The organism is Agromyces bauzanensis (assembly GCF_014645655.1).
In the GTDB taxonomy this organism is placed as follows: domain Bacteria; phylum Actinomycetota; class Actinomycetes; order Actinomycetales; family Microbacteriaceae; genus Agromyces; species Agromyces bauzanensis.
The window spans coordinates 33,248-59,179 of sequence record NZ_BMMD01000012.1 but is presented as its reverse complement, the minus strand read 5'-3'; the positions used below and the strand labels follow the sequence as shown (position 1 = coordinate 59,179).

The window sequence follows — 25,932 nt, the reverse complement described above, 5'->3', positions numbered from 1 at the left end:
CCGCGATCGAGGGCACAGCAGCGGATTGACCGGCAGCGCGAGCGATCAGCTCCTGCGCTTCGCGTACCCGGCCCGCGCGCGGTCGATCAGGTTCTTCGCGGTGCCCCAGATGCCGCGGCGGAACAGCAGCACGCAGAGGATGAAGATCGAACCCGTGATGATGCCGATGCCGTCGAACCCACTCGTCGCGAGACGGTCTTCGAGCAGCACGATGACCGCCGCGCCGACGGGGCCGCCCCAGAGGGTGCCCATGCCGCCCAGCACGGTCATGAGCACGACCTTGCCAGAGGTGGTCCAGTCGAGCTCCTGAAGCGACACGAACCCGTGGCTGATCGCGAACACGCCGCCCGCGACGCCGGCGATGCCGGCCGAGAGCACGAACGCGATCAGCTTGTACTTCTCCACGTCGTAGCCGAGCGCACGCGTACGTGCCGAGTTGTCTCGGATCGCGACGAGCACCCGCCCGAACGGGGAGTTCACGATGCGCCAGGCCAGCCACGCGCCGGCCACGATGAGGATCACGACGACGTAGTAGAAATAGAACGCTTCGGTCTCGATGAGCTCGATGCCGAAGAACGATTTCGGGACGCCCTGCAGGCCGTTCTCGCCTCCGGTGACGTCCTTCCACTGGTTCGCGACGAACCAGATCATCTGTGCGAACGCGAGCGTCACCATCGCGAAGTAGATGCCCGAGCGGCGGACCGCAAGGTAGCCGATCGGCACCGCGATGATCATCGCGGCGATCGCCCCGCCGACGATCGCCACCGGGAACGGCAGCCCGAAGTTCTGGGCGATGAGCCCCGCCGAGTAGGCCGACACGCCCCAGAAGGCGGCGTGCCCGAACGAGAGCGCGCCCACGAATCCGAGCAGCAGGTCGACGGAGATCGCGAACAGCGCCCACGCTGCGATGTCGACGGCGATGGGCGGGTAGACCCACCACGGCAGGCCGAGGACGGCGACGAGGGCGATGGTGCCGAGCAGGAGTCGGCGGATGCTGCGCGCGCGCCGCGCCCGCGGGTCGAAGTCGCTGACGTCGAACTTCGTGGGCAGCGGGGTTTCGAGGTCGGTGCTCATACCGCTTCCTTCCTTCCGAACAGGCCCGCGGGGCGCACTGCGATGACGACCGCCATCAGCACGAAGATGAGCACCTGTGAGAACGTGCCGGCGTATCCCTGGCCGTAGGCCTCGACGAGCCCCACCAGGAAGCCCGCCACGACCGCGCCGAGCACGGAGCCGAGGCCGCCGATGACCACGATCGCGAACAGGATGATGATGAAGTTGGTGCCCATGGTCGCAGTGATCGCACGGAACGGGGCGGCGAGCACGCCGGCGAGACCGGCAAGGGCGACGCCGAAGCCGAACACCGGGGTGACCCAGGCGCTCACGTTGATGCCGAGCGCTCGGGCGCGCTCGGGCTCCTCGGTCGCGGCGCGCACGATCATGCCGACACGCGTCTTACTGAGCACGAACCACACGACGAGGCAAACGGCCAGCGCGAACAGGAAGACGAACAGCTGGTAGGAGGGGACCTCGACCGACCCGATCTGGAGGAGGCCCCCAAGCCCGGCAGGCAGTTCGTAGGGCAAGCCCGAGACGCCGTACTGCCGCTTCACGAGGTCGACGAGCACGAGGCTCAGGCCGAAGGTGAGGAGGAAGTTGTAAAGGATGTCGAGCTTCAGCAGCCACTGCACGAGGAGCAGCTCGATGATGATGCCGAAGATGAACATGAGGATCGGCACGATCACGAGGGCCGCCCAGAACTGGATGCCGAGCACGTCGAGCAGCACTGCGGACGCGACGGCGCCGAGCATGTAGAACGACCCGTGGGCGAAGTTGACCACGCCGAGCGCGCCGAAGATCACGGCGAGGCCGAGTGCCGCGAGGGCGTAGAACCCGCCGGCGGCGAGCCCTTGCACGGTGTATTGAAGGAATGCGTCCATGATTTCGCTTCCGATGAGGAGTGGGGTGGACGGCTCAGCCGCCCACCCCGCGGATCTCAGTGACCGGCTACATCGAGCAGTTCGGGTTCACGTCGGGGAAGGCGTCCTCGGCGGGGATCGTGGCGGTGATCTCCTCGTAGTCCCAGTCCTCCTCGACGTCGGCGGCATCTTTCACCTTGGCCACGTAGGAGTCATGCACGACCGAGTGGTCGCCCGCGCGGATCTCGCCGTTGCGTAGGAACACGTCGTCGACCTTCAGGCCCTCGAGCTCCTCGATGATCGCGTCCGCGTCATCCGTGCCCGCCCGCTGGATCGCGTCGAGGTACTGGTAGGCGGCCGAGTAGTTCGCAGCGTGGGCGAACGAGGGGCGCGTGTCGGTCAGGTCGAGGAACCGGTCGGCGAACTCGCGGTTCTGCTCGTCGTAGTTCCAGTACCAAGCGTCGGTGAAGGTGGTGCCGGAGAACTCGTCGACGCCGAGCGAGTGGATGTCGGTGATGAACATGAGTCCCACCGCGAGCTGCGCCTGGTCACGAACGCCCGACTGGTTGAACTGCTTGACGAAGTTGATCAGGTCGCCGCCCGCCGCCATGGTGCCGATGACATCGGGATCGGTCGAGGCGGCGCGCGTGATGAACGTCGAGAAGTTGTCGTTCGGGAACGGCGTTGCGATGGCCTCGTTGACGGTGCCGCCCGCGTCTTCGACGGCCGCGGTGAAGGATTTCACCATGTCCTGACCGAACGCGTAGTCGGGGTAGACGAGGCTCCAGGTCTCGCCGCCGTCTTCGACGACGCCGGCGGCGCCCTTGGCGAGCATCTGCGTGTTGTACGCCCAGTGGAAGGTGTACGGGTTGCAGGCCGCACCCGTGAGTTCCGTCGTCGCGGCGCTGATGTTGATGTGGAGCTTCTTCTTCTGGTTGGCGACCTCGGCGACCGCGAGGGCGGCCGACGATGCGGGCACGTCGAGGATGACGTCGGCGTTCGAGCGGTCGTACATCTGCTGGGCCTGGGTGTTGGCCACATCGGGCTTGTTCTGGGTGTCGGCCATGACGATCTCGATCTGGTCTTCGGTCACGACCGCCTGGTCGCCGTACTCGGCGAGGTAGTCCTCGATCGCCATCTCGATGGCGACCTTGCTGTTCGGACCCGAGAGGTCCTTGTAGACGCCCGACTGGTCGTTGAGCAGGCCGATGACGACCTTGTCGTTGCTGAGATCGGACTCGGGGGCCGGCGGGGGGCCTCCTGCGCAGCCGGCCAGCATCAGCGCGCTGGCTGCAAATCCTGTGACGGTGACGAGGCCGCTTCTCGTGGTTGTCATGGCTACTCCTTCGTAGGCGTTGCTGTGTTGTGGTGCCGGGGTGGGACTGGACGGTGGTCAGGTTGTGGATTCGGTACGGGACGGTGCTTCGGTGTGCGACATCCGGATGCCGCGGCTACATGCCCAGGTGTTCGAGCAGTTCGACTTCGCGAGCCTTGAAGTCGTCGTTGCTGAGTTGCTCGACGACGCGGCCTTGCGAGAGGAGGTAGTGGCGGTCTGCGACCGTCGACGCGAACTTCACGTTCTGCTCGACGAGCAGCACCGCGACTCCCTGCGCTTTGATCTCGCGGATGATCTCGCCGATCCGCTGCACGATGACCGGGGCCAGACCCTCGCTCGGTTCGTCGAGCAGCAGGAGCCGCGAGCCCATGCGCAGCACGCGGGCGATCGCGAGCATCTGCTGCTCGCCGCCCGAGAGCTGCGTGCCCATCGACGACCGGCGCTCCCGCATGCGCGGGAACGTCGCGTGGATCTGCTCCATCGACCAGGCGTCCTTGTGCACGACGGGCGGCAGCGTGAGGTTCTCGGCGACCGTGAGGCTCGCGTAGATGCCCCGGTCGTCCGGCACCCAGCCGATGCCGGCGCGGGCCCGCGCATTGGGCGACCACTTCTCGATCGGCTTGCCGTCGAACGAGATGCTGCCGCTCAGGTCGCGATGCAGGCCCATGATCGAGCGCAGCATCGTCGTCTTGCCGGCGCCGTTGCGGCCGACGAGGGTCACGACCTCGCCCTGGTGCACCTCGAGCGAGACGTCGTTCAGTACGCGCGCCTCGCCGTAGTTGGCGGAGAGTCCGTGGATCTCGATCATTGCGCCTGCCCCAAGTATGCCGTGATGACCTTCTCGTCGGTGCGGACCTCGTCGTACGTACCCTCGACGAGGATCTCGCCCTGCTGAAGCACGCTCACCCGATCGGCGAGGCTGCCGACGACATGCATGTTGTGGTCGACGAAGACCACTGTGCGGCCCGCCGAGATCTGCTTGACGAGCTCGATGGTACGGTCGACGTCTTCGAGGCTCATCCCCGCGGTCGGCTCGTCGAGCAGTAGCAACTTGGGGTCGAGGGCGAGGGCGAGGGCGAGTTCGAGCGCGCGCTTCTGGCCGTACGCGAACTCGCCCACATTGCGATCGGCAAGGTCTGTCATGCCCACCTTGTCGAGCAGGTCGAGTGACCGGGTGCGGAACCGGCGGAGCGTGCGCGACGACCGCCAGAAGCGCAGCCCGAGACCAGTCGGACTGGCGAGCGCGAGCTCGAGGTGCTCGAGCGCCGTGAGGTTATCGAAGAGACTCGTGATCTGGAACGACCGCGCGACGCCCAGGTGCGCGATGTTCTCGGGCTGCTTGCCCGTGATGTCCTGCCCGTCGAGGATGATCGTCCCCGACGTCGGCGTGAGGAAGCCCGACAGCAGGTTGAAGAGCGTGGTCTTGCCGGCGCCGTTGGGGCCGACGAGGGCGTGAATGGACCCGACTGCGACGTCGAGGTCGACGTGACGCACTGCGGTGAACCCCCGAAAGTTCTTCGTCAGCGCCCGAGTGCTCAGCAGCGGCCGTTGGTCGGTGCCGGCCGTCATCGGTTGGCCCGGGTGCGGGCTGGGCATCGTGATCGCATGGGGTGTGTCGCTCCTGCTGTCATAGAAGGAAGGGCTGAATCTGACGGATGATTCAGGTGTCACGACATTACCGCGCTGTCTCACCAAGATCAAGGAAGAGCCGCAAACAGCACCATGGCCGGTTTTGCAGCGTGGGTGTGCAGATACGCAGGATGGTGGACCCTTCGACGAGATCTCGCCATCGGTGAGCCATGGGGTCGGACGCCGTCCCGCGCTCGCGCGCGGTGTGGCACGCGGTACCACTCGGAGGCGGTGCCGAGCATTGGGGTCTTTCGAACCTGTGAAGCCTCACAACGATCGCAGACGGGGTCCTCAGCCGATGAGATACTTTGAGTTCCGTAGTATCCGATCTGGGAGGCGTTCGTGGACGTAGCGGTGTTCGGTGGGACGGGCCCGACGGGCCGCCTGGTGTGCCTCCAGGCATCGGCGGCGGGTCATCGTGTGCGGGCGGTGACTCGGCGCACTGGCGGGAATGTTCTGTCAGAGGACGACTCGGCGCGGGTTATGCGCGCTGATGCGCAGTCCGGGGACGGGGTGGTGGATGCCGTCGACGGCGTGGATGCGGTCATCTCCGTGCTCGGGACCGCGTACTCGCGTCACAAGATCACGATCTATTCAGAAGGGGTGCGCCACATCGTCGAAGCACTCCGTTCCCGGGGCAACGGTCGACGCCTGATCGTGGTCAGTTCGGGACTGACGTACCCTCCCCCGCGGACGAACTGGTTCGCTGACCATCTGCTGTTCCCGTTCCTGCGCGGCGTGGTCGGTCGCACGCTCTACGCGGACATGCGACGGATGGAGGAGTACCTGCACACCTGTGACGACATCGAGTGGACTGTCATGCGCCCCGGCCGGCTCTTCGACAGCGACGGGATCTCGGACTACCGCATCGACCTGAACCACCTGACCGGCGGCTACACCTCCCGCGCCGACCTCGCCGCAGCGATAGTCGCCGAACTCGCCACCACAGGCCACTTCTACCGTGCCGTCGCCCCGAGCACGGTCCGATGACCGACAATGCCGAGGAACTGCGCCAGCGCGTGCTCGACCTGCGAATCGAGCTGGGAATCCTCAACGACCGAGTAGCGAACGCGTGCGGCCTCAGACCCCGCGATCTCGACATCCTCGACGTGATCGACCGGGAGGGGAACTGCACGCCCACGCACTTGTGTTCGCGGACGGGAATCCACGGCGCCACGATGACCGGCATTCTGGGAAGACTCAGACGCGACGGCTGGATCGAGCGCATTGCCTCGACCACCGACGCGCGCTCGGCCACAGTGACCGCGACAGCACGGACGATGGAAATCCGCGCGATGTACGCGGCAGCGGACGAAAAGACCGCCCACCTCACAGAAGAGCTGAGCCCCATGCAACGCGAGACCATCTCACACTTCCTCCAACGGGTCAGCACCATCGCCCGCGACGTCGCCGACCACATCAACGCACCCCGGACGCGCGCGTAGTCCCCACCTGAGGGGCGTCAAACACGACATGCGGTCTTGCGCCCCGGCGGCGCCTTCGACAGCAGCAAGCGGGTCGTGCGAGGCGATCGTGGTCGCGGCCCGCGCCAGCGCCGGTTCGAGGGCGGTCAGGGCCGGGATGCGTCAGGCGGCTGGCCGGGTGGCAGTGTCGCGTCGGCGAAGTCGCGGGTTCTGGACGGCGGGCGGGATGTGGGCCATGTCGAAGTGCCCGATGCCGGTGCCGGGCGGCACGATCGCGTCGAGCTGGTCGAGCACATCGTCGGTGAGCACCACGTCGAGGCCGGCGAGCAGATCGTCGAGGTGCTCCATCGTGCGGGGTCCGATGATCGCGGAGGTGACGCCCGGGTGGGCGATGCTGAAGGCGACGGCGAGGTGCGTCATCTTCAGGCCGGCCTGCTCGGCGACCGGGACGATCCGCTCGACGGCGTCGAGGCGGCGCTCGTCGCGCATGTGCTGGAACATCGCTGTGCGGCGCAGATCCGTCTGCTGCCCCTTGCGGACACGGCCGGTGAGCAGGCCCTGCGCCAGTGGGCTCCACACGAGGACGCCCATGCCGTACCGCTCGGCGGTCGGCAGCACGTCGAGCTCGATGCCGCGGTCGAGGATCGAGTACGGCGGCTGCTCCGTGCGCACCGGCTCGAGGCCGCGGCGCGCGGCGATCCACTGCGCCTCGACGAGTTCGGTCGCCGGCAGCTTCGAGGTACCGAAGGCGCGGATCTTCCCGCTGCGGACGAGGTCGCTCAGCGCGGAGAGGGTCTCCTCGATGTCGGTCGTCGGGTCGGAGAGGTGGAGCTGGTACAAGTCGAGGTAGTCAGTGCCGAGGCGGCGCAGCGAGCCCTCGACGGCCTGCATGATCCAGCGGCGGGAGGCGCCGCGCGCGTTCGGGTCCTCGCCCATGGGCAGGCCGAACTTGGTGGCGATGACGAGTTCGTCGCGGCGGCCGGCGATCGCCTTGCCGACGATCGCCTCGGACTCGCCGTGCGAGTATGCGTCCGCGGTGTCGATGAAGTTGATGCCGGCGTCGAGTGCTTTGTGAATGATGCGGATGGAGTCCTCGTGGTCGGGGTTGCCAACCCGGCCGAACATCATCGCGCCGAGCGCGTACGGGCTGACCGTGATCCCGGTCCGGCCGAGGGTGCGGTACTGCATGGCGTGCTCCTTTGGTGGCGCGGCGGTCCGCACCGTAGGATCGACGAATCGGAACGTTGTCCCGTTACGATGCCCGACTATATGGGACAGTGTCCCGATTGGCAAGGAGGTGCCAGTGCCGCGGGCCGATGCGCAGCGCAACATCGACGCGCTCCTGGCTGCGGCCAAGGCGGAGTTCTTGACGAACGGTGTCGACGTCAGTGTCCGCGCCATCGCCGCGCGCGCCGGCGTTGGCACTGCGACCCTGTACCGGCACTTCCCGACCCGTGCCGACCTCATTTCCGCCGTTTTCCACAAGGCGATCGACGCGCTCACCGAGGCGGCGAACGACTTGGCCGCCGCTTACCCGCCCGACGCCGCACTCGAGCGCTGGGTGCACGGCTACATCGACTTCGTCGCCACCAAGCACGGACTGGCCGGCGCCCTCTACTCCGGCGACCCCGCCTTCAACGGACTCCGCGAGCACTTCGAGACCCGCATCGGCCCGACCCTGCAGCGGCTCCTCGACGAGGCGGAGCACGTCCGCGCGATCCGCCCCGGCATCGACCCGCTCGATCTGCTCGGCGCCGTCGCCAACCTCTGCATCCCCCCGCCCGACAGCACCGACACCTCCCGCCCCTACCGCATGGTCGCCCTCCTCCTTGACGGACTCCGCTACGGCGCGGCGTCCCGGCCCAGCGCGTCGGCGTGAGCTCCCACGAGGAGTAGAGCACCGCAACGGACGAACACGACTGCCGAACTGCACACGAACGTCCTCGTCATCGGCGCGTCTCCGGGCCTGGGACTCGCGATCGTGAAGCAGTAGCGCGACAACGGCGCGCACGTCGTCGCCACGGTGCGAGGGGCGAGCAGGACACCACTGCACGACCTTGAAGGCGCGTACATCGAACTCGATATCGAAACGGGCGACTGGCTCGGCGATCCGTCCGGTGCCCGTCAGCGACGGATACTGGTGCGGGTGAACGGCTCTTCCGATGCTTGAGTCTCGACCCTTCTCCCTCCTCATCGGCGTCGCCGACCGGGGGGGATCGCACCGCGGCAGCCGCGGCGGGGTGCGCTCCGTCCTCCTCGTCCGAGCAGCTGTCGAGACTCGAGAAAGTGCCGAGTCCGTCATCGTCGTCGGCAGGAAGCGGTACTGGCAGGCGTTGTCGACGAGGATGTCGACATCCTCGGGAGCCTCGAGCACAGCGAGACCGTCCGGGCTTGATGTCGGCGATCACCGCGCTCACCGATCCCCGGCGTCGCTGATCTTGGCGACGAGCGCGACCGCCCGACCTCGGAGGTCGACCCCGTGATCCCTCGAAGCGGATGCTTCCCGACTCGATCGTCACGTTCGAGGCGGGCAACCGGTTGATCGCAGCCGCCAACGTGGACTTGCCGGATCCAGACTCCCCACGATGGCGAGCGTGCGCCCGCTCGTTTCCAGAAGCGGGCGCTCCTGTTTCGGACGCGCGAATTGGCTCGGCCGGGCCAGTCACCGCCCTGATCCCGCTCCTCGAACCGGCCGCGGAACCGATCGAAGCGAGTCAGTCGATGCGGAAGTGGCTGAGTGCCAGCGGGACCCGCAGGGAACCGCTCCTCGTCGGGGAACGTGACCGGATCCGTGCGCCAGCGAGGTCCCGCGTACGTGGCGAGCGCCCGCTCATCACGCCATCGGGATACGTACTGGATGCGAACCGGATCCTCGAGATCGATCAGCACATCGTGACCGAGCAGCCCGTCATAGGCGTCCGGGAACGTCGCGACGAGCTCGTGGAGAAGCACCAAGAACTCGTCTCTCGACTCACGGTGCACGTGCGCCTCGGAGACCCGGATGATCACGGACCGAGCGTACCGCCGCCGAGGCATCGGCAGCGGGCATGTGGCGGTTCACCATGCCTATTTGGAAGAAGCGCCACTTATCATCCGAGCGCGATCCGGTCGGCCTTGCCGTCGGTCCAGCGCACGACGACATCGTCGCCATCGAGCTCCGCCCCGTCCGCCGAGACGTGCTCGCCCATCGGGTTCGCACCGCGCGCGCGATGGATGCCGGTCGTCACGTGCCCGGTGAGCGGCCGCAGCCCTCGTGAGCTCTCCCGCCGAGGTCGTCACGCGCACGGTCGGCGCGACGCCCGTAGCATCCTTCGGCTCGATATCGGCCGCGATCGCCCATCCGCCGGCATCCGCGCGCCACGGGCCGGCATCGCGCGGCATCGCCGCCCAGCCGAGGTCGACGAGCTCACCGGACTCCCCGTGCGAGGCGTCCACTGGCGGCTCCGCCTCGAGGCGAGCGACGCGCACCTCGACGACGCCCCGCGTTGCGATCGCGATGGTGAGCCGCGGGCCGACCACGATGCCGCCGGCTCGGGCGCGCCCGAGAGCTCGCCGAGTGGATCGGACCACGAGAGCCGGGACCGGGACACAGCGACACGGCCGTCGAGCCGCACGCGATCGATGGCACCGCGCCGCGACCGGCGGTAGAAGGGGTCGTAGCTCTCCGAGATGCCGAAGTGGTCACTCCCGTGCACGGCGACCCGTACGATCCGGCGCGCTTCACGCGGTCGAGCTCTCGGGGAGCAGCAGACCGATGAGCCCCTTGCTCGCCCAGTACGGGGAGGCGGGGCCGCTGTAGGTCTGGCGGATGCGTGATCATGATCGGCCGATGTTGCCCTGCATTGCAGGGACAGCGAATTCGATGTGAACATCGCTCAGTTGCCGCGTTCTGCTGAGACAATCGACGTCATGGTGGACGAGGAACGATCGAGCACCGGGAGTGATCGGCTCAAGCGGGGGTGGAGCGAGGCATGGGCTGTGAGCAACCGAGCGTACGCCGAGGAGGAGGAACGCGGCAGGCGACGGCACGCCGCCAGGCAGGATCGGCTTCGCGGCGGAGCGACCTCAGTCGAGATTCGGGAGTCGTTCGGGCGTGCCGCCGGGCGGATCGTCCGGCGCACGGCGGTGGCGATCGCGGCGGGAATCGGGGCGGTGTACCTCGGGCGCATCGGGTTCACGGGGATCTTCGACGGCCTCGGGGTCGCTTTCTGGGCGAATCTCGCTGCGATAGCTGGTGCCATCGTCTCCGGGCTCATCGCACTGCTGCAAGGCGCGTCCGTGGTCCGGCTCGTGATGCGGGCCACCCGGCACGCCGTGCGAGCCGCCGCAGACGAGCGCGGACTCACCCTCGTCACCGACATCGAGGGCGATCTCCCCCGCGACGGCGGGCCGGCGCGGTTCGCCTGGGACGAGGTGAAGAGCCTCGCCCGGTTCGTGACCTACGGGTGGAAGGAGGCCGAGGATCCCCCGGTCCAACCACCCCCCTCGCCCGAATACCTCGTCGTTACGGCGCGCGACGGCCGCATCGTGCGCACACTCGTGGATGGCCCCCGGGAACCCTGGCGGCGCCTGATGCTCATCGCACGCGACGTCGGCCCGGTGGCGGACGTCAGCAACATCGACAACGCGGCGTACCACTACATCGACACCGATCCGTTCCTCCTGCGGTTCGGGAAGTGACGAACCTCCCGCTCGATCGACACGGTGAGCCGGAGTCCGTGCTCGCCCCAGGTCGGCAGTGACACGGTCGCGGGCTCGCCGCGTTCGGCGTCCCAGCCGGAGGTTCCGTCGGAGCCGAGGAACATGAACTGGGGGAAGTCGCCACTCGCCAGATGCAGGCGCAACCGGTGCCCCGGTCGCACCCGGTAGGCGACGTGCTGCAGATCGATGCGCACGCTGCGCGGAGCGGCATCCATGCGAACGCGCACCTGCCCGCGCGCGATCAGCGATGCCCAGCCCGACGGCGCGACGTCGAGCAACCTCGCGAAGAGGTCCACGAGATGCGCGTCGGTGCGGAGCTCCGCCGTCACGTCGATCGGGCCGAGCAGCGTGACACCCTCCGGGAAGGGAGCGGAGTCGAGCGATGCGACGTCCGGGCGCAACGCGTCGCGTGCGAGGTCGCGCGCCGTCGTGAGCATCCGATAGGGGTCCGATGAGACCGATGGCACCGGGTCGACCCCGTCCGTCGACCACCTGAGCTCGCCCGGCTCGGCCGGCGAGTCCACCGTCAGCGCGCCGGCTCGTGAGCTCCCCGCGACGGCGCCGTGCAGCGTCAGACGCGTCGTGGCTTCCGGCGGCCACGACGTCGCGCTCCCCCAGTCGCCATAACAGACCTCGAAGGCGACCCGCGGCGTGGGCATGGTGCCCGGCCGGCCGAGCACATCATCGAAGAAGTCGAGCGCCGGCCCGAGCACGCGCGCGACGGGACTCGGCGCGGCGGATGCACCGCCGAACGCCTCCGCGAAGCGTCCGTTGTGATGGTCGATCGCCTCGAGTCGCATCCGCAGGCCTTCGGCCCAGCCCGCATGCGAGCGCAGTCCGGCGAGGTCGTGCCACGACCACGCCGCGAACGCATCGAACCAGCCGGCCGTGAACAGGATCGGCACGGGCGGCGCGCTCAGCAGGTCCTCGAGTCGGAGCGCGGTCAGCCCGCCGGGTGACCGCACCTCGCGGTCATAGCTCTCCGAGCGCGTGCCGATCGCCTCGAAGCAGCGCTCGAACTCGGCGGCGAGCGGACGCGCCGACCAATCGACCGGCCACTCGATCGTCTCGTGGGTCGCGAAGTACAGGGCGAGGAGCTCGCGGAAGCTCGACTGCTCGACGTCGGTCACTCCGACGCCGACCTCGAGCACGCGCCCGAGCTGCGTTCCCGTGACGCGGGGCGCGATCGCGCGCAGCGCGGGGTGACCGGTGGATGCGGCGGCGAGCGCCGTGAGCCCGAAGTACGAGTCGCCCCACATCACCACCGAGCCGTCGCTCCACGGTCGGGCGATGATCCACTCGATCGTGTCGTAGCCGTCGAGCGCCTCGTGCACGCCGAAGAGCGGCGCGCCGTCCGAGCGGTACCTGCCACGCACATCCTGCATCACGGCGGCGTAGCCGCGGGCCGTCGCGGCGCGCGCGATCTCGGGCAGGAACGCCGACTCGCCATCCTTGTCATACGGGATGCGCACCAGCATCGCCGGCGCGGGAGCGGCGCGATCCGGGAGGTAGAGGTCGGTCGCGAGTTCGGTGCCGTCGCGCATCGCCACTCGCACGTCGTTCGCATCGTCCGGCACGGGCGCGGGGGCGATCCGCCGGGGCTGGCGCGTCAGAGGTCGCCACCCGCTTCGATGAGCCGCGAGATCTCGCGTCGAAGGAGGCCGAGCCGCGCGTCCGCGAGCAGGGGCAGCCGCCGACGCTCGCTGCGCGCGTACTCGACGTCGATCTCGACCTGCAGCAGCTCCTCCCGCCAGAGCGCGGCCGCCGCGACCGTCTCACCGCGCGGGTCGATGACACGCGAGCCGCCCCAGAACGTCGCCCCCGACTCGACACCGACACGATTGCAGAACACGACCCAGCTCTGGCACATGCGCGCATGGAACTCGAGCAGGTCTCCCCAGTAGCGGACGTTGTCGACCTGGTCCGCGTCGACGTCGGCGGAGCTGTCGGCGATCATGAACAGCACCTCCGCCCCGTCCTGCGCGAGCAGCCAGGGCAGCATGGGCTGCCAGGCGTCATTGCAGATCACGACGCCGACCCGGCCGATGCCGGTGTCGAATGCGCGCAGCGCCTGGCCCGCGCTCGAATGCTTCTTCTCTTCCCAGGCGAGGTAGTTCGGCAGGTAGAGCTTGCGCTGGGTGTGCACGGTGCCGCCCGCGGAGAGATAGCTCGCCGAGTTGTGCAACCGCATACCGCGGCGCTCGTGGTAGCCGAGGAGCACGTCGATGCCGCCCGCGGTCAGTTCCGGAAGCCGCTGGTCGGTCGCGGCGATCGCGGTCTCAGGGCTGATCGCTCCCAAGTCGTAGCCGTGCAGGGCGAGCTCGGGCGTGACGAGGAGGCCGGCGCCGCCCGCTCGCGCCTCGGCGGCGATGTGCGTGACACGTTCGAGATTCGCGTCGACGTCTCCGAGCAGCGGGGCGAACTGCGCCACCGCGATCCGTGCCATGCGCGCTCCCCTGTCTCGACGATGAACCGGCCGACGGTTCTGGCACCGAACGCTACGACCCGGCTGTTACAACTCCGTTTCTAGTTCGTTGCAACAGGCTCAACACGCGATGCGTTATGTGAAACTAAGCGCACAATCAATCGAGAAGCCGACAGGAGGCGTACGTGACGTTCTGGGAGTTCCTGTTCTCGCGCGGCGACGACTTCGTCGAACTCGGCGGCCAGCACATCCTGATCGTGGGCGCCTCCCTCGTGCTCGCGACGATCGTCGGGGTCGGACTCGCGATGCTCGTGTACCGGGCGCCCGCCTTCCGCGAACTCACGCTCGCGGTCGCGAGCGTGATCTTCACGATCCCGTCGTTCGCGCTGCTCGTGCTGCTCATCAGTCCCCTCGGCCTGAGCACCGTGAACGTGCTGGTCGTACTCACCCTCTACGGCGTACTGCCCATCCTGCGGAACGCGGTGGTCGGACTTCGCGGCACGGACCCGGCGGCGCTCGAGTCGGCCAAGGGGATCGGCCTCACTCCCGCCCAGCAGTTCTGGAACGTCCGCGTGCCGCTCGCCTGGCCCGTCATCCTCGCCGGGCTGCGCGTGGCCTCGCTCATGCTCATCGCCATCGCCACGCTCGGGTATACGGTGCTCGGCCCCGGGTACGGCGAGTTCATCTTCACCGGCCTCTACCGGGTCGGCACCCCAGTCGCCCTGAATCTCGTGATCGCGGGCCTGCTCGGCGTCGTGCTCGTCGGCGTCCTCTCCGAGGCGCTCTTCACCATCCTGCGCCGGCTGACCGTACCGCAGTCCCTCTCGTAACCGCTCCAAGGAGCCCACCATGATCGACGATGCCCTGATCGCCTTCGAGGGCGTGACCAAGACCTACCCGGGCGCGGGCCGCGCGGCCATCAGCGGGCTCGACTTCCGCATCCCGCGCGGCGCCATCCTCACCCTGGTCGGACCGTCGGGATGCGGCAAGACGACCACGATGAAGATGGTCAACCGCCTCATCGAGCCCAGCTCCGGCCGCATCTCGCTCGACGGCAAGGATGTCTCGAAGGTCGACGCCACGGCGCTGCGCCGCAGCATCGGCTACGTCATCCAGCAGGTCGGGCTCTTCCCGCACCACACGATCTCGCAGAACGTCGCGGCCGTGCCCCGCCTGCTCGGCTGGGACAAGCGCCGCACGCACGACCGGGTCGCGGAACTGCTCGACCTTGTCGGGGTGCCGATGAGCGACTTCGGCGATCGCTACCCGGCGCAGCTCTCCGGCGGTCAGGCGCAGCGCGTGGGCGTCGCCCGCGCCCTCGCGGCGAACCCGGACGTGCTGCTCATGGACGAACCGTTCGGCGCGATCGACCCGATCACCCGCGTCGAACTGCAGGGCGAACTGCTCCGACTGCAGCGCGAGATGCACAAGACGATCCTGTTCGTCACGCACGATATCGACGAGGCGGTCAAGATGGGCGACCGCATCGCGGTGTTCGACTCGAACGCCACGCTCGCACAGTACGACACCCCGGATGCCGTGCTCGCCCGCCCCGCGAGCGACTTCGTGCGGCGCTTCGTCGGGGACGGTGCCGCACTGCAGCGCCTCAAGCTGCGGCGCATCTCGGATGTCCCGCTCGTCGATTTCGCCGACGCCTCGGCCGACGCCCCACGCATCGCCGGTTCGTCGACGCTGCACCAGGCACTCGACGCACTGCTGCACTCGCACGCGGATCACGTCGTCGTGACTGCCGTGGACGGAGGCAGACCGGTCGGCACGCTCTCGTTCGACCGGTTGCGCCTCGCACTGCGCGAGGCCGAGGGCGCCGAACGGGAGGTCGCCCGATGACGACGCTCGCGGTGCGCGAGGCGCGCGAAGTGCGGGGGGCGCGCGAAGTGCGGGGGGCGCGCGTCTCGAGCGTGTTCATCCGGGCGCTCACGCCCCTGACGATCCTGGTCGGCGCGCTGCTGCTCTGGACGTTCGTGCAGTCACGACCACTCGACTCGATCGAGCAGCGCAGCCTCAATGCCGACACGATCGTGCAGACGCTCGTGTCCCACCTTGTGCTGAGCGTCGTCGCGACCGCCATCGTGATCGTGATCGGTGTTCCCATAGGGGTGCTGCTCGCGCGTCGACGACTGCGCACCGTACACGACCTCGTCATGCCCGTACTGAACCTCGCCCAGGTGCTGCCGACGATCGGAGTGCTCGTGCTCATCGCCGTCGCAACCGGAACGCTCGGGTTCACCGCCGCCCTCGTCGGTCTCGTTCTGTGCTCGATCGTGCCGATCGTCATCAACACCGTCACCGGCGTGCAGCAAGTGTCACCTGCGGCGATCGAGGCGGCGAAGGGATTGGGACATACGGAATGGCAACGGATCGCGCACATCGAATTGCCACTCGCTGCGCCGACGATCTTCGCCGGCATCCGAACCGCGCTCATCATGAACGTCGCGAGCACGACGCTGGGCGCGTACATCAACGCCGGCGGGCTCGGCACGATCATCGTCGCCGGCCTCGCGAACAACCGACCGGTCGTGCAGATCGTCGGCGCCGCCCTCACGGCGATCGTCGCGCTCTCCATCGACTACGCCGTCGGACTCGGCCAACGCGCGCTGTCCCCATCCCCGGACTGATCCGCCAACACTCTACCCCCCGAGTCGCCTGCACCCCTCACGAATCAGGAGAGAACCCATGACATACCGTCCGCTCAGCACACGGCACCTCGCCGTGGCCACCGCCGCCAGCATCGCGCTGCTCGTGTCCGGATGCGCCGAGAGCGCGCCATCGCCCTCCGGCGACGGCGCGCTCTCGGGAGCCGAGATCGTCGTCGGCTCCAAGGAGTTCACCGAGTCGATCATCCTCGGCAAGCTCACCCAGCTCGTACTCGAGGCCGAGGGGGCGACGACGACCGACCGAACCGGCATCACCGGCAGCTCGACGGTGCGCGAGGCGCTGCTCTCCGGTGAGATCGACGTCTACTGGGACTACACCGGCACGGGCTGGGTCAACTACCTCGGCCATACGACCGAGGACGTGCCGGACGGGCTGTTCGACGTCGTGGCAGCGGAAGACCTCGATACGAACGACGTCGCGTGGATCGCGCAGGCGCCCTTCGAGAACTCCTACGCGGTCGCGGCCGCGCAGGAGTGGGTCGGCGAGTCCGGCGTCGAATCACTCTCGGACGCAGCCGAGTATGTCGCCGAGCACCCAGACGAGAACTCGATCTGCGCAGCGAGCGAGTTCATCGGGCGCGACGACGGTCTGCCCGGCCTCGAAGCCGCATACGGCAGCCCGTACGACGAGATCGTCGAACTCGACTTCAACCTGATCTTCTCCCAGGTCGGCGACTCCTGCACGTTCGGAGAGGTCTCGACGACCGATGCCCGCATCGACTCCGAGGAGCTCGTCGTGCTCGAGGATGACCTGGGCTTCTTCGTCGAGTACCGCGGGGCGGTCACGCTGCTGCAGTCGACACTCGATGAGCACCCCGAGATCGAAGACGCGCTCACGGCGCTGAGCGAGAAGCTCACCGACGACGTCATGCGCTCACTGAACGCGCGCGTCGACATCGACGGCGAGGAGCCGGAGGACGTCGCCGCCGAGTGGCTGGAGAGCGAGGGACTCGTCGGCTGAGCTCGCGTGGCCGCGGCGCCGCGCCGCGGCCACGCATCTCCGACCATGAATCACGCCCCCTCCCCGTCCGCCCGAACCCCCCCGGGCGGACGGGTCCGGCAGCTGCTCGTCGCGACGGCAATCGTGCGCCTGCCGGTCACCGTGTTCTCAGTGCTCTTCGTCATCCAGGGAGAGCCCTTCGGACTCACGGCGGCGGGCACCGCGATCCTGCTGTTCTCAGCCGGATCGGCGATCAGCGGCCTCGTCGCCGGGTGGCTGCTCACGCGGCATCCGCATCGCCTCGTGCTCGCGGTCAGCGGCGTGATCACGATCGGCCTGCTGCTCGCGCTCGGCCTCGCCGAGCTCGGGGTTGTCGCATTCTGGGCGGGAGCGCTCCTGCTCGGCATCGCTTTTCCCGCCACGCACATCTCAGCGCGATCGACCTACCCCGTGCTCACGCACGGCCCCAAGCTGCTGCGCACCTATTCCTGGGACGTCAGCCTCGTGCAGGTCTCGTGGATCGTGGCACCCGCGCTCATGATCGTCATCAGCCCGCTCGTCGGCGTGCGCGGCATCTACGCGATCCTCACCGCGATCGTCGCGATCGGACTCGCCTGGTATCTGGTCGCCTTCCCCGCGGCGGAATTCGCCGCCGCGATGCGCCGCGGCGACACGACTCCACTCCCGGCCGCCCGGGCTTGGGCATCCGTCTTCACCGAGCCGCGTATCGGCGTGTATGTCATCACCGTCGCGTGCATCATGTTCGTCTCGGGACTCGTGCTGCCGGTCATCCTGCATGCCGTCGACGTGCCGCAGCTGCAGGCACTGGCCGTGTCGATCTGGTCGGTGGGTTCGACCATCGCGTCGGTCGTCGTGAATCGCGACGGCATCCGGCGGCGGCGGCTCGTGTTCGGCGTGCTCATCGCGATGACGGTCGCGGTGCTGCCGGTCGCGACCGGCAGCGGCCTGCTCTTCGACGTCGCGCTGCTCGCTCTCGGCTTCGCGATGTCGCCGCTCACGGGTGCGGTGTTCTTCGAGTCCTCGCGCGCGTTCGCCTCACGGCTGCAGCCCATCGTGTTCGGCATCGTCACGAGCTCGCAGCTCGTCGCGCAGGGCGTCGGCTCGACGATCTCTGGCGCGGTGATCGACTCGACCGGGCAATACCTGCCGATCGCGGGGCTGTTCTTCGTCGTGCTCGGGGTGCTCGTCGCGCTCGTCACCGTCAACCCGTGGCGCGCGTTCGGCTCGACGACGAGTTGACCGGTGGCCTCACGTGGGGTCGGCCGAGATAGCGGTCCGGAGCCGGGCCGCGGCATCCCTCAGCTCGCTCACGATCGCGTCGCAATGCCGCTCGAACCGCTCGCTCGGGGCCGAGACCGAGAGCGCGCCGACGAGCGTCGCCTGTCCGTTCCGCTCGAACCGCAGGGGGAACGCCGCGGCCGAGATGCCTTCCGAGAACTCGTCGCGCACGATCACGAACCCCTGCTCGCGCGCCTGGTCGACGCCGGATCGCACCCGCTCCCAGGAGTGGCTCCCGGAGTCGGCCTCCCAGATCTGACGCAACTCCTCGTCCCGGCACTCGGCGAGCAGCACGTACCCGACCCCCGACCCGACGAGCGAGAAGGGCCGGCCGTTCCACGAGCGGCTGTAGAGGCGTCGTTCCGGCTCGGCAGACGTGAGCGTGACCGCATGGTCGCCCTCGCGCACCGAGAAGAAGACCGACTCCTCGAGCGATCGGCAGAGCGCTCGGATATGCGACCCGACCATCGTGAGCACGCGCGACATGAAGGCCTGCTGCGACAGGGCCACGATGCCCCAGCCGAGGCGATACCCCTGACGACCCGGCAGCCGCTCGACGAGTCCGTAGCGGGAGAACGTCTGCAGGTAGCGCGACACCTGCGCCTTGTCGAGATTCGTTGCCCGGGCGATGTCGCCGACGGCGTGCGCCGACGTCCCGTCGTCGCGCAGGGTGAGCAGCACGTTCAGCGCCTTGTCCAGGGACGACACCCGTTCCACGGCCATGTGCACTCCCGGACTATGCGTCAACAGCTATTGCCAATATAGCAACCGTGCGCACAACTCATTGACACAGTTTGTTGGAGTAAGAATACTCAAGCCGCCGTGGCGAACGACCCGAGTCCGCGCATCCCAGCGCGCCGGCCGTCCGGCGAGAACAGATCCTTGAAGCGGCACACGGGTTTTCAATGCCCGCGGCACGGCCGCCGTGCCGCGGGCAACCGGGTGACCACCGAGAGGATGGTGATCAGGCCGAAGAATGCGGCGCCGATCCCGTAGTACGTCGCGTACGAGGTGTCCGAGATGGGCGAGCCCTCCACCTCGGCGTAGCCGGGGTCCCTCGGGTTCACGAGTCCACGAAGGTCAGGATCACGTCGAATCCCCGGCGCATGCAGCATCCTTTCGGCGAGATTCTGAGCACTGCTTACTTCTGATGCCAGCCTTCCACTATGCAGGACTCCTTCGATCGCGTGCATGGCACCGCCGAGGATTTCGGCTGGTGGCCCGCCGGCTACGATCCCTCCGCTCCACCGCCGCGGATGTCGCAGCTCCTGCCGCGCACGCGGGGAACGTGACCGAGCAGCATGGGCAGGAAGCCGCGGGCTGGAGGGTTCTGTCCGGCTCACGTCACATCGCGTCATGAGAGCGTGGCCACGATGAACATCGTGTTTCGTTCGTTGCCGTTGATGTCCGGTCGAGGTCAGAGTGTGCGGGAACTGTACGCCCCTGCGGTTCAGCGCGCCGCGACGGGCCAAGGTGGCCCCCAACACCTGGCTGTCGTCGCGGCGCGCGCCCGCCGGCATCTCGAACTGCGACCGCCGAAGCTGCAGAGCGGGTCGTTCTTCCGTTCGCTGCAGAAACTGCACCGCAGGGTCGATCAGGCCTCGTTCGCGGTCGTGATGGAGGTTTCTGCGCACCGAAGCGGAAGTTGCGGGCGAGTCCCGTCGAGAGGCCGTGCGTCACCTCGGGGCGCGCGCACTCGACTCCCTCGGCACGAACGTCGGGTCGGCCGTGGACACGGTCTGCTGGAACCTCCGGCCCTCAATGGCCTCGAGCAGCACGCTCGCCGCTGTGCGTCCGTCCTCGTACGGGTGCTGGCTCACGGTCGATAGTGCCGGATGGAGATATTGGGCCACGGTGATCCCGTCCCAGCCCACGACCGACAGGTCGTCGGGAACGCGGAGCCCGGCGTTGATCGCACCGCTCATTCCGCCGATGGCCATGATGTCGTTCGAGTAGATGACGGCTGTGGGCGGATCGGGATCGGCGAGCAGCATGGTGGTCGCGTTGCGTCCGCCCGGCGCGGTGTAGTCGCTCTCGATCCACCATCCGCCGTCGACGCCGTGCGCCTCAAGCGCTCGCTGGTACAGTCGTCGCCGCAGCGACGCGGACGGAGTCGTCTGCGGCCCGCACACCTGTGCGATGCGCCGATGCCCGAGTCCGACGAGGTGATCGACCACCGCGGTGATCGCCGGGGCCTCGTCGTAGACCAGTACTGGCATGTCCGTCGGCCTCGCGGTCGGCCCCAGGCTGACGTACGGGAGGCCCAAGTCGTCGAGCATCGCCATGCGGCGATCGTCGCGCTGCGGGTCCATCAGGACGATGCCGTCGATCCTGCCGTCGCGTGCGAGCTGGGAGTAGGCAGCGATCTCCGTGGCCGAGTCGGCGACGACCTCGGTCACCAGCGCGTACTGCGCCGCGGCGAGCACGCTCTGCATCCCCGCCATGAAGCTCATGACCCACTCGTCTGACGCGAGCGCTTCGACGCTGATCTCGAAGACCAGGCCGATGGCGTACGCGCGGTTGGAGGAGAGCGAACGCGCGCGAACGCTCGGCGTCCACCCCATGCTCCGGGCCACCGCGGCGATGTGCGCACGAGTCGACTCACTCACGCCCGGGCGGTCGTTGAGCGCGTAGGAGACGAGCGCCTTGCTGACGCCCGCCGCCGCGGCCACGTCGCTGATCCGCACCGGACGCCGGCCCGCTTCCCTGCTCATCGCTTCCCGTTCATCCCTGCCTCACCACTCTGCGAAGCTCCCGTCAGGGTAGTCCCACGCGGGGTTGCCGTGTGGGATGCCGACCTCTTCGGCGCGCTGCCGCACGAGCTCCTCGTCGATGTCGATGCCCAGGCCGGGGCCCGTCGGGCGCTCGATGTGACCGTCCCGGGCGACCAGGACTCCGGGATCGGTGAGGATGCTCAGATCGTCGGATGCCGCGGACCCGAGGTCGATGATGTGCTCCTGCGCGTAGAAGTTCGGCACGGCGAGGTCGAGCTGGACGCAGGCGGCCAGCGCCACCGGTCCGAGCGGGCAGTGCGGTGCGATCTGCACGTCGAAGCTCTCGGCGAGCGTCGCGATGCGGAAGCACTCCGTGATCCCGCCCGCATGCGAGAGGTCGGGCTGGGCGATCGCGATGCCGGCCTGCAGCACGGGCAGGAACTCCTCGCGCGAGAAGAGGCGCTCGCCGACGGCGATCGGCACTGTGGTCGCTGCCGTGACACGCTCGAGCTGTCGCGAGTGCTCCGGCCGAAGGGGCTCTTCCAGGAACGCGGGCGCGGTGTGCGCGACGGCATCGGCGAGCCTGCGCGCATGCGGGACCGACACACGGCCATGCAGATCGATCGCGAAGTCGGCGCCCGGACCGACCGCCTCGCGCAGGGCCTCGAGGTCAGCAACGAAACGAGCGACGTGCTCCGGGCGGGCGAGGAAGTCGACCGGCCCTGCGATCGACGCCTTGACGAGGGTGTAGCCGCGCTCGGCGAGTTCCCTCGCGCGCTCGGGGTTGCCGGTCTGCCCCGGGCTACCCCACGTGTGGGTGTAGAGCCGGACGCGTTCGCGGACGGGGCCGCCGAGGAGCACGTGGATCGGCGCCTCGTAGTGCCGCCCGCGCAGGTCCCACAGCGCTTGATCGAGCCCGGCGACCGCCGAGGAAAGCACTGCGCCCCCGCGATAGAACCCGCTGCGCATCAGGCGGTTCCAGTGATCGGTGACCGGAAGGGGATCCTTCCCGAGCAGCAGTCCGGACATCTCCCGGATCGCCGCGGCGACCGTGCCGACGCGATGCTCGAGGGTGGCATCGCCCCATCCGGCGAGCCCGGCATCGGTGCCGATTCGCACGAGGAGCTGCCGCTCTCCCAGGATGAACGTCTCGACGGAGCTGATCTTCACGAATCCTCCTGACCCGGCTCGTCGTAGCGAGGGACGAAGCCGAGTATGCGCTCCGCGAGCGTCGTATCGATCGGAGCGGTGCGACCGGGATAGGCGGTGGCTCTCTGCACGCCCGGCGCGAACGTGCGGATCAGCTCCTCGGTCGGCGTGGTGCTGAAGACCGTCTTCGCGGCGACCTGCAGCGTGTGGCATCCGCTGAGGGGCCGGGTGAGCGCGAGACGGAACGCCTCGGCGGCATCGCGCGAGTCGAGCCATCCCCAGCCGTCGCCGGCGCACTGCGCCGACCGCTCGGCCTGGTAGGCGAGGAGGCCTTCCGCGTCCGCCGGAGGCACGACGAGCGGAAGCCGCAGCACGACGATCGTCGCCGCGAACCGGGCCGCGACAGCCTCCGCGGTGAGCTCGTCGACTCGCTTGCTCAGGGAGTACGGGTCGGCGATCTCGCCGATCGTCCGCTCGTCGACGGGAAAGCGGTCGGGGAGGTGCCGACGCGGGTTCATGATGAGTCCCGTCGCGTTGACGCTTCCTGCGACGGCGAAACGGCGCACGCCGGCCTCCGCTGCCCGCCACAGCAGCGTGAAGGTGGCCTCCGCGTTGTTGGCGAACACCTGCTCGGGTGCCGCGTCCCAGGCATTCGGAATCCCTGCGAGGTGGGCCACGGCGTCCACGTCCGCAAGAGCTGCCGTCACGACGTCCGGATCGCGGATGTCACCGCGTACGACGCGCACGCCCTCAGGAGCGGTCTGGCTCGATCGGGAGATCATCGTGACGGGATGGCCGACGTTGAGGAGGCGCCGCACGACGGCAGAGCCGACCAGTCCGCCACCGCCGGTCACGAGCACCCTCGGCAAGCTCATCGGCGCCGCTCGGCGACGATCAGCGCGTCCTCCGCGACGCCTGCCGGGCGGAGGTGAGTCGCCTTGCCCTCCCGAATGAGTTCGGGGACGAACGGCGCCCGGGCGGCGAGGTCCCAAGCCGAAACGACGTAGTCCGCGAAGTCGCGGGCAAGCTCCACGGGCCGATCATACGGGAAGTACAAGGCGAGGAGCGAGTCGTCGGCGGTGACCGCGAGACGGAAGCGCGGATCGATCTCGGCGAGCGGGTGCGACCCCGGCGTCGTACGGTCGAGCCGGTGCGTGCGGATGAGGTATCCGAGCAGCGCGATGTCGTGCACGCCGGGAAACGTCATCGCCTCGACCCACGTCGCCGGTTCCTGGGACCCGTGAGCGAAGAGGAACCTGCCCTCTGCGGTCGACCACATCCAGACGCCATGCGCGGCATAGCCCACGCCTGCCCCGGCCCCGGCGAGCACGCCCGCCCACGAGGCACGCCGCACGTCCGAACTGCTCCAGCGACCGGAACCGCCGACCATTCCGTGTCTTTCGTAGGGCGGCTCGACGTTGACGACGGGCTTGCGCGGCGTCCGCGCCGCGAGACGCTCAGCTGTCTCCCAGGCGAGCGCCTGCTGGGCGACGTTGTGCCCGGACTGGAAGAGGTACAGGTCGAGCCGATCGAGGATGTCGTCCGGGATCTGGGCGGCGGGCGCTCCGTGGGTGGTCACAAGCGCATCCGGAGCGCGTTCGCGCATCGTCGCGATCGTCTCGCGATAGGCGTCATTGGCCTCCGCCGAGTCGAAGCCGTCGTCGCCGCTGACGACGAAGACCGGCTCGAGATCGGCGAGCGCGTCGACGACTCGCTCGACGTGCGCGCGCCGGACGTCGGCCGGCATCACGACGTACGGCTCGAGTCGCGAGCCCCACGTCCCGGGCAGGTAGTTGTTCCACAGCACGGTGACGAAGACCTCGAGACCGAACTCGCGGCGTGCGATCTCGACGTACCGCCGGACATGCCCGACATAGTCCGCTTCCGGCGTCGCCCAGTCGAACGTGCCGTCCGGGCGCCGGGCGAAGGGGTAGCGGCTCTCGCGTCCCTCGGTGCGGTCGTGCACGATCGGCAGCACCGTGACGATCACCGCGGTGAAGCCCTGACGACGGCGCAGTCGGAGGTACAGGCGCCACTCGCCCTCGGGCACGTCGGAGAAGGCCGCCCAGTTCGTGTCGATCAGCAGCGGTAGGAACGCTCCGTCGCGCTCGATTCCGGTGCCGGACGCTGTGATGTTGATTGACAAGGGGTTCATCCCGTCCTCGGTCAGCGGCGCGTGCTTCGCGCCGATGCGAATCTGAACCGGTTCAGGATACACTAACGTCACACTCATCCGAGAGGAGTCCGATGACGATCCGCCCGAGCCGATCCACGCCCGCCGCGGCCGGGATCCCCGAAGCTGCGATCGGCGACTTCGTGTCGGAGCTCGACCGCATCGGGGGCGTCCACAGTGTCGTCGTGGTCCGCGCCGGCGCCGTCGTCGCGGAGGCGGCGTGGCATCCGTACCGCGTCGACGAGCCGCACACGCTGTTCTCGGTGAGCAAGAGCGTGACGTCGCTCGCCGTGGGCCTGGCGATCGACGAGGGACTGTTCGCGCTCGACGATCGGATCGTTGACCTGCTCCCGGAAGACGTCCCCGAGCACCCGCAGCCGCGACTGCGCGACCTGCGCGTGGAACACCTGCTGACGATGACGAGCGGGCACGCGGCCGACACGGTCGAGCCGTTCGGGCGGACGCTCGGACGGAGCGAGACGAACTGGGTGCGCGCCATCCTCGCGCTGCCGATCGATCTCGAGCCGGGAACGCGCTTCGTGTACAACTCGGGCGCGACCTACCTGCTATCGGCGATCGTCCAGCGACATGCGCGACAGCGGTTGACCGACTACCTCGAGTCGCGGCTCTTCCGGCCCCTCGGCATCGAACGGCCGACGTGGGAGCAGTGCCCACGTGGTGTCGACGTCGGCGGCTGGGGGCTGTCGCTGCGGCCCCTGGACATGGCGGTCATCGGCCAGCTGCTCCTCCAGCGCGGCGAGTGGCAGGGTCGGCAGCTCGTGCCGTCGGCGTGGGTCGACGCCGCCACCTCGCGGCACGTCGACTGCCGCAACGACGACCTCGGCGAAGACTGGGCGATGGGCTACGGCTACCAGTTCTGGCGGACGCGACACGGCGCGTACCGCGCCGACGGCGCGTGGGGCCAGTACATCCTGGTCTGGCCCCAAGAGGACATGGTGGTGGCTCTGACGGCGGGCGAGCCTCACATGGAGCTCGAGATCACGGCGATCTGGACGACGCTGCTCGGGCGCTTGGATGCCGCTCCGGACGAGCCACTCGCGGGCGAACCGTTCGGCCGCCCGGATCTCGTCGTGCCGCTCCCGCGGGGCGCCGCCGGCCATGTGCCGAGGCGTCATTACACGGCCATGCCGAACGCCGCGCGAATCGAGTCCATGACGCTGGCGCCCGGCGAGGGCGGCGTCGCGATCACCTTCGTCCGAGCGGGAGAGGTCCATCGCATACGCGCCGCCCACGGCCGCTGGTCGCCCGGCCGAAGCGCGGTCGGCGGGGTCGAGGAGCCGGTCGCCGCCTCATACGCGATCGGTGCGGACGGCGCAGTGGACGTGCACGTGCTCTTCACGAGGACGGCGTTCCGCTGGGTGATCACGCTCGCCGCGGGCGGCGGTCGCATCGAGCACACGGTCGCGTTCGGCGCGCTGCTCGTAGCCGAGCTCGAGCGCGTCGTGGTCTGACCGGCGCGAGTCGTCAGCGCCTGCCGCCGAACCCGGGGCCGAGTCTGCCATGCCGAGTTTCATACGTGTTCGGCAG

General features: G+C 68.7%; 28 protein-coding genes. 11 read left to right on the top strand and 17 right to left on the bottom strand.

Translation table 11 applies throughout. The features are described 5' to 3' along the window. Positions 1-45: 45 nt before the first annotated feature. The 5 genes from IEX31_RS11225 to IEX31_RS11205 form a co-directional block, all read right to left on the bottom strand. The gene (locus IEX31_RS11225; protein WP_188743525.1) at positions 46-1,074 is read right to left on the bottom strand and encodes a branched-chain amino acid ABC transporter permease; all 1,029 of its coding nucleotides are present in this window, start codon (positions 1,072-1,074) and stop codon (positions 46-48) included. Further along, entirely contained in the window at positions 1,071-1,940 is an 870-nt protein-coding gene (locus IEX31_RS11220; RefSeq protein WP_188743524.1) for a branched-chain amino acid ABC transporter permease, read from the bottom strand. The genes IEX31_RS11225 and IEX31_RS11220 overlap by 4 nt, the downstream gene beginning before the upstream one ends. 67 nt (positions 1,941-2,007) lie before the next feature. After that, complete coding sequence (locus tag IEX31_RS11215) at positions 2,008-3,255, bottom strand: ABC transporter substrate-binding protein (protein ID WP_188743523.1); 1,248 nt, start codon at positions 3,253-3,255, stop codon at positions 2,008-2,010. Between the two features lie 115 nt (positions 3,256-3,370). Continuing rightward, positions 3,371-4,063 (bottom strand): ABC transporter ATP-binding protein, encoded by a 693-nt coding sequence (locus IEX31_RS11210; RefSeq protein ID WP_188743522.1) that lies wholly within the window; start codon positions 4,061-4,063, stop codon positions 3,371-3,373. Continuing rightward, positions 4,060-4,824 (bottom strand): ABC transporter ATP-binding protein, encoded by a 765-nt coding sequence (locus IEX31_RS11205; protein WP_188743521.1) that lies wholly within the window; start codon positions 4,822-4,824, stop codon positions 4,060-4,062. The genes IEX31_RS11210 and IEX31_RS11205 overlap by 4 nt, the downstream gene beginning before the upstream one ends. A 402-nt stretch (positions 4,825-5,226) precedes the next feature. Here IEX31_RS11205 and IEX31_RS11200 point away from each other — a divergent pair, with 402 nt between their 5' ends. Next, positions 5,227-5,874, top strand: coding sequence for an NAD(P)-dependent oxidoreductase (locus IEX31_RS11200; protein WP_188743520.1), 648 nt, complete (start codon positions 5,227-5,229; stop codon positions 5,872-5,874). Next, on the top strand, positions 5,871-6,329 hold the full coding sequence (locus IEX31_RS11195) for a MarR family winged helix-turn-helix transcriptional regulator (protein WP_188743519.1): 459 nt from the start codon (positions 5,871-5,873) through the stop codon (positions 6,327-6,329). Before IEX31_RS11200 ends, IEX31_RS11195 begins: the two co-directional genes overlap by 4 nt. Before the next feature lie 141 nt (positions 6,330-6,470). On the opposite strand, the gene IEX31_RS11190 is transcribed toward IEX31_RS11195, so the two are convergent. Then, positions 6,471-7,496, bottom strand: coding sequence for an aldo/keto reductase (locus IEX31_RS11190; protein ID WP_188743518.1), 1,026 nt, complete (start codon positions 7,494-7,496; stop codon positions 6,471-6,473). Between the two features lie 115 nt (positions 7,497-7,611). Here IEX31_RS11190 and IEX31_RS11185 point away from each other — a divergent pair, with 115 nt between their 5' ends. Further along, positions 7,612-8,187 carry a TetR/AcrR family transcriptional regulator gene (locus IEX31_RS11185; RefSeq protein ID WP_229662287.1) on the top strand — a complete coding sequence of 192 codons (576 nt, stop codon included), beginning with the start codon at positions 7,612-7,614 and terminating at the stop codon, positions 8,185-8,187. 419 nt (positions 8,188-8,606) lie between these two features. On the opposite strand, the gene IEX31_RS19595 is transcribed toward IEX31_RS11185, so the two are convergent. The 3 genes from IEX31_RS19595 to IEX31_RS11170 form a co-directional block, all read right to left on the bottom strand. Beyond that, the gene (locus tag IEX31_RS19595) at positions 8,607-9,344 is read right to left on the bottom strand and encodes a putative quinol monooxygenase (RefSeq protein WP_373285519.1); all 738 of its coding nucleotides are present in this window, start codon (positions 9,342-9,344) and stop codon (positions 8,607-8,609) included. Between the two features lie 53 nt (positions 9,345-9,397). Further along, a complete protein-coding gene (locus tag IEX31_RS11175) occupies positions 9,398-9,535 on the bottom strand; it encodes a hypothetical protein (RefSeq protein ID WP_188743515.1) in 138 nt (45 codons plus the stop codon). 493 nt (positions 9,536-10,028) lie between these two features. Then, complete coding sequence (locus tag IEX31_RS11170; RefSeq protein WP_229662293.1) at positions 10,029-10,118, bottom strand: DUF2264 domain-containing protein; 90 nt, start codon at positions 10,116-10,118, stop codon at positions 10,029-10,031. Between the two features lie 168 nt (positions 10,119-10,286). Here IEX31_RS11170 and IEX31_RS11165 point away from each other — a divergent pair, with 168 nt between their 5' ends. After that, positions 10,287-10,988 (top strand): hypothetical protein, encoded by a 702-nt coding sequence (locus tag IEX31_RS11165; RefSeq protein WP_188743514.1) that lies wholly within the window; start codon positions 10,287-10,289, stop codon positions 10,986-10,988. Here IEX31_RS11165 and IEX31_RS11160 read toward each other — a convergent pair. Next, entirely contained in the window at positions 10,946-12,586 is a 1,641-nt protein-coding gene (locus tag IEX31_RS11160; RefSeq protein WP_188743513.1) for a CocE/NonD family hydrolase, read from the bottom strand. The genes IEX31_RS11165 and IEX31_RS11160 overlap by 43 nt on opposite strands. 32 nt (positions 12,587-12,618) lie before the next feature. Beyond that, positions 12,619-13,455 carry a nitrilase-related carbon-nitrogen hydrolase gene (locus IEX31_RS11155; RefSeq protein WP_188743512.1) on the bottom strand — a complete coding sequence of 279 codons (837 nt, stop codon included), beginning with the start codon at positions 13,453-13,455 and terminating at the stop codon, positions 12,619-12,621. A 164-nt stretch (positions 13,456-13,619) separates the two neighbouring features. On the opposite strand from IEX31_RS11155, the gene IEX31_RS11150 reads away from it, so the two are divergent. The 5 genes from IEX31_RS11150 to IEX31_RS11130 are packed head-to-tail and all read left to right on the top strand — an operon-like array spanning position 13,620 to position 18,309. Further along, positions 13,620-14,264 carry an ABC transporter permease gene (locus tag IEX31_RS11150; RefSeq protein ID WP_188743511.1) on the top strand — a complete coding sequence of 215 codons (645 nt, stop codon included), beginning with the start codon at positions 13,620-13,622 and terminating at the stop codon, positions 14,262-14,264. Between the two features lie 19 nt (positions 14,265-14,283). Beyond that, positions 14,284-15,282 carry an ABC transporter ATP-binding protein gene (locus tag IEX31_RS11145; RefSeq protein ID WP_188743510.1) on the top strand — a complete coding sequence of 333 codons (999 nt, stop codon included), beginning with the start codon at positions 14,284-14,286 and terminating at the stop codon, positions 15,280-15,282. After that, positions 15,279-16,070 carry an ABC transporter permease gene (locus IEX31_RS11140; protein WP_188743509.1) on the top strand — a complete coding sequence of 264 codons (792 nt, stop codon included), beginning with the start codon at positions 15,279-15,281 and terminating at the stop codon, positions 16,068-16,070. The genes IEX31_RS11145 and IEX31_RS11140 overlap by 4 nt, the downstream gene beginning before the upstream one ends. A gap of 58 nt (positions 16,071-16,128) precedes the next feature. Then, a complete protein-coding gene (locus tag IEX31_RS11135; protein ID WP_188743508.1) occupies positions 16,129-17,070 on the top strand; it encodes a glycine betaine ABC transporter substrate-binding protein in 942 nt (313 codons plus the stop codon). 45 nt (positions 17,071-17,115) lie between these two features. Then, entirely contained in the window at positions 17,116-18,309 is a 1,194-nt protein-coding gene (locus IEX31_RS11130; RefSeq protein ID WP_188743507.1) for an MFS transporter, read from the top strand. Between the two features lie 9 nt (positions 18,310-18,318). On the opposite strand, the gene IEX31_RS11125 is transcribed toward IEX31_RS11130, so the two are convergent. Both IEX31_RS11125 and IEX31_RS11120 read right to left on the bottom strand, forming a co-directional pair. Further along, on the bottom strand, positions 18,319-19,071 hold the full coding sequence (locus IEX31_RS11125) for an IclR family transcriptional regulator (RefSeq protein WP_188743506.1): 753 nt from the start codon (positions 19,069-19,071) through the stop codon (positions 18,319-18,321). 179 nt (positions 19,072-19,250) lie between these two features. Next, positions 19,251-19,415, bottom strand: a complete 165-nt coding sequence (locus IEX31_RS11120) for a hypothetical protein (RefSeq protein ID WP_188743505.1) — start codon at positions 19,413-19,415, stop codon at positions 19,251-19,253. A 99-nt stretch (positions 19,416-19,514) separates the two neighbouring features. Here IEX31_RS11120 and IEX31_RS19290 point away from each other — a divergent pair, with 99 nt between their 5' ends. Then, positions 19,515-19,640: a hypothetical protein gene (locus tag IEX31_RS19290; RefSeq protein ID WP_268236982.1), complete on the top strand. Its 126-nt coding sequence runs from the start codon at positions 19,515-19,517 to the stop codon at positions 19,638-19,640. A gap of 384 nt (positions 19,641-20,024) precedes the next feature. Here IEX31_RS19290 and IEX31_RS11115 read toward each other — a convergent pair whose 3' ends face one another. From IEX31_RS11115 to IEX31_RS11100, 4 genes are read right to left on the bottom strand one after another with little or no spacing between them, the layout of a single operon-like run. Beyond that, positions 20,025-21,062: a LacI family DNA-binding transcriptional regulator gene (locus IEX31_RS11115; RefSeq protein ID WP_188743504.1), complete on the bottom strand. Its 1,038-nt coding sequence runs from the start codon at positions 21,060-21,062 to the stop codon at positions 20,025-20,027. Between the two features lie 21 nt (positions 21,063-21,083). Next, a complete protein-coding gene (gene dgoD, locus IEX31_RS11110) occupies positions 21,084-22,232 on the bottom strand; it encodes a galactonate dehydratase (RefSeq protein WP_188743503.1) in 1,149 nt (382 codons plus the stop codon). Beyond that, entirely contained in the window at positions 22,229-23,086 is an 858-nt protein-coding gene (locus tag IEX31_RS11105) for an NAD-dependent epimerase/dehydratase family protein (RefSeq protein ID WP_188743502.1), read from the bottom strand. The genes dgoD and IEX31_RS11105 overlap by 4 nt, the downstream gene beginning before the upstream one ends. Next, positions 23,083-24,366, bottom strand: a complete 1,284-nt coding sequence (locus IEX31_RS11100; protein WP_188743501.1) for an apiosidase-like domain-containing protein — start codon at positions 24,364-24,366, stop codon at positions 23,083-23,085. Before IEX31_RS11100 ends, IEX31_RS11105 begins: the two co-directional genes overlap by 4 nt. A 92-nt stretch (positions 24,367-24,458) precedes the next feature. Here IEX31_RS11100 and IEX31_RS11095 point away from each other — a divergent pair, with 92 nt between their 5' ends. Then, positions 24,459-25,856: a serine hydrolase domain-containing protein gene (locus tag IEX31_RS11095; RefSeq protein ID WP_188743500.1), complete on the top strand. Its 1,398-nt coding sequence runs from the start codon at positions 24,459-24,461 to the stop codon at positions 25,854-25,856. The last annotated feature ends 76 nt before the right edge of the window (positions 25,857-25,932 follow it).

What these genes read in the sequence shown, in the direction of transcription:
- IEX31_RS11100 (WP_188743501.1), bottom strand. Translation starts at nt 24,366, where the DNA reads ATGAACCCCTTGTCAATCAACATCACAGCGTCCGGCACCGGAATCGAG.
- IEX31_RS11135 (WP_188743508.1), top strand. Translation starts at nt 16,129, where the DNA reads ATGACATACCGTCCGCTCAGCACACGGCACCTCGCCGTGGCCACCGCC.
- IEX31_RS11095 (WP_188743500.1), top strand. Translation starts at nt 24,459, where the DNA reads ATGACGATCCGCCCGAGCCGATCCACGCCCGCCGCGGCCGGGATCCCC.
- IEX31_RS11105 (WP_188743502.1), bottom strand. Translation starts at nt 23,086, where the DNA reads ATGAGCTTGCCGAGGGTGCTCGTGACCGGCGGTGGCGGACTGGTCGGC.
- IEX31_RS11125 (WP_188743506.1), bottom strand. Translation starts at nt 19,071, where the DNA reads ATGGCCGTGGAACGGGTGTCGTCCCTGGACAAGGCGCTGAACGTGCTG.
- IEX31_RS11220 (WP_188743524.1), bottom strand. Translation starts at nt 1,940, where the DNA reads ATGGACGCATTCCTTCAATACACCGTGCAAGGGCTCGCCGCCGGCGGG.
- IEX31_RS11205 (WP_188743521.1), bottom strand. Translation starts at nt 4,824, where the DNA reads ATGACGGCCGGCACCGACCAACGGCCGCTGCTGAGCACTCGGGCGCTG.
- IEX31_RS19595 (WP_373285519.1), bottom strand. Translation starts at nt 9,344, where the DNA reads ATGCCTCGGCGGCGGTACGCTCGGTCCGTGATCATCCGGGTCTCCGAG.
- IEX31_RS11225 (WP_188743525.1), bottom strand. Translation starts at nt 1,074, where the DNA reads ATGAGCACCGACCTCGAAACCCCGCTGCCCACGAAGTTCGACGTCAGC.
- IEX31_RS11130 (WP_188743507.1), top strand. Translation starts at nt 17,116, where the DNA reads ATGAATCACGCCCCCTCCCCGTCCGCCCGAACCCCCCCGGGCGGACGG.
- IEX31_RS11145 (WP_188743510.1), top strand. Translation starts at nt 14,284, where the DNA reads ATGATCGACGATGCCCTGATCGCCTTCGAGGGCGTGACCAAGACCTAC.
- IEX31_RS11195 (WP_188743519.1), top strand. Translation starts at nt 5,871, where the DNA reads ATGACCGACAATGCCGAGGAACTGCGCCAGCGCGTGCTCGACCTGCGA.
- IEX31_RS11215 (WP_188743523.1), bottom strand. Translation starts at nt 3,255, where the DNA reads ATGACAACCACGAGAAGCGGCCTCGTCACCGTCACAGGATTTGCAGCC.
- IEX31_RS11115 (WP_188743504.1), bottom strand. Translation starts at nt 21,062, where the DNA reads ATGAGCAGGGAAGCGGGCCGGCGTCCGGTGCGGATCAGCGACGTGGCC.
- IEX31_RS11210 (WP_188743522.1), bottom strand. Translation starts at nt 4,063, where the DNA reads ATGATCGAGATCCACGGACTCTCCGCCAACTACGGCGAGGCGCGCGTA.
- IEX31_RS19290 (WP_268236982.1), top strand. Translation starts at nt 19,515, where the DNA reads ATGCAGGACTCCTTCGATCGCGTGCATGGCACCGCCGAGGATTTCGGC.
- IEX31_RS11155 (WP_188743512.1), bottom strand. Translation starts at nt 13,455, where the DNA reads ATGGCACGGATCGCGGTGGCGCAGTTCGCCCCGCTGCTCGGAGACGTC.
- IEX31_RS11140 (WP_188743509.1), top strand. Translation starts at nt 15,279, where the DNA reads ATGACGACGCTCGCGGTGCGCGAGGCGCGCGAAGTGCGGGGGGCGCGC.
- IEX31_RS11190 (WP_188743518.1), bottom strand. Translation starts at nt 7,496, where the DNA reads ATGCAGTACCGCACCCTCGGCCGGACCGGGATCACGGTCAGCCCGTAC.